The following is a 1,235-nucleotide window of genomic DNA, read 5'->3' as shown; positions in this document are numbered from 1 at the left end:
TGGTTGCGGGGAGAGGATTTGAACCTCTGACCTTCAGGTTATGAGCCTGACGAGCTACCGGGCTGCTCCACCCCGCGTCAGGGTGTTTGTTTCCGCGAAGGGATCTCTTCTTGGGAAACACCGAACAGGAAGCGCCAAAAGGCTGCTTCCTGAAAGGCCGGTTGTGTTTGATGTCATCGTTAAGAGGAGCGGTTCGGATCTTCAGGAAAGCCCTTTCGAAGGCCAGGCGGCGACCTACTCTCCCACGCCTTAAGACGCAGTACCATCGGCGCTGAGCGCTTTCACGGCCGAGTTCGGGATGGGATCGGGTGTTTCACACTCGCAATGACCACCAGGCCATCGAAAGGGCTTCCATGAAGAGATGTGAACCTTGGTTTTTTCGAACCTGTCTTCTGTCTGGTCAGACGATTGTTCTTTGCATTGCGTTGGTCTCGCTTAGGGGCTGCTCCGGAAACTCCGGGCTGGCCGCTGCGCGTGGTCAATCAAGCCAATCGGACGATTAGTATCAGTTAGCTTCACACGTTACCGCGCTTCCACACCTGACCTATCAACGTGGTGGTCTTCCACGGTCCTGATAGGGATACCTGGTTTTGAGGGAGGCTTCCCGCTTAGATGCTTTCAGCGGTTATCCCGTCCATACTTAGCTACCCAGCGGTGCCACTGGCGTGACAACTGGTACACCAGAGGTATGTCCATCCCGGTCCTCTCGTACTAGGGACAGCTCCTCTCAAGTATCCTACACCCACGGTAGATAGGGACCGAACTGTCTCACGACGTTCTAAACCCAGCTCACGTACCACTTTAATCGGCGAACAGCCGAACCCTTGGGACCTGCTCCAGCCCCAGGATGTGATGAGCCGACATCGAGGTGCCAAACACTGCCGTCGATGTGGACTCTTGGGCAGTATCAGCCTGTTATCCCCAGAGTACCTTTTATCCGTTGAGCGATGGCCCTTCCACGCGGGACCACCGGATCACTATGACCGTCTTTCGACTCTGCTCGAACTGTCGCTCTCGCAGTCAGGCGGGCTTTTGCCATTGCACTCGTCAGCCGATTTCCGACCGGCCTGAGCCCACCATCGCGCGCCTCCGTTACTCTTTGGGAGGCGACCGCCCCAGTCAAACTACCCACCACGCAGGGTCCCGGATCCGGATAACGGACCGCGGTTAGACATCAGGGGACAGAAGGGTGGTATTTCAAGGTTGGCTCCACCAAAGCTGACGCCTCGGGTTCA

The 1,235-nt window shown here is 56.8% G+C and carries 1 tRNA gene and 2 rRNA genes; all 3 read right to left on the bottom strand.

Annotation, left to right across the window (positions count from 1 at the left end):
• Nucleotides 1-77: transfer RNA gene (locus tag ACLIRY_RS27110), tRNA-Met, on the bottom strand.
• 144 nt (nucleotides 78-221) lie between these two features.
• Nucleotides 222-336: ribosomal RNA gene (gene rrf / locus ACLIRY_RS27105) — 5S ribosomal RNA — on the bottom strand.
• Between the two features lie 142 nt (nucleotides 337-478).
• Nucleotides 479-1,235: ribosomal RNA gene (locus tag ACLIRY_RS27100) — 23S ribosomal RNA — on the bottom strand; the annotation flags it as partial.

Origin of the sequence: Rhodospirillum sp. A1_3_36 (assembly GCF_047263945.1) — a bacterium.
In the GTDB taxonomy this organism is placed as follows: domain Bacteria; phylum Pseudomonadota; class Alphaproteobacteria; order Rhodospirillales; family Rhodospirillaceae; genus Rhodospirillum.
The sequence above is the reverse complement of the archived record's forward strand: the minus strand, read 5'-3'. Positions and strand labels throughout refer to the sequence as shown.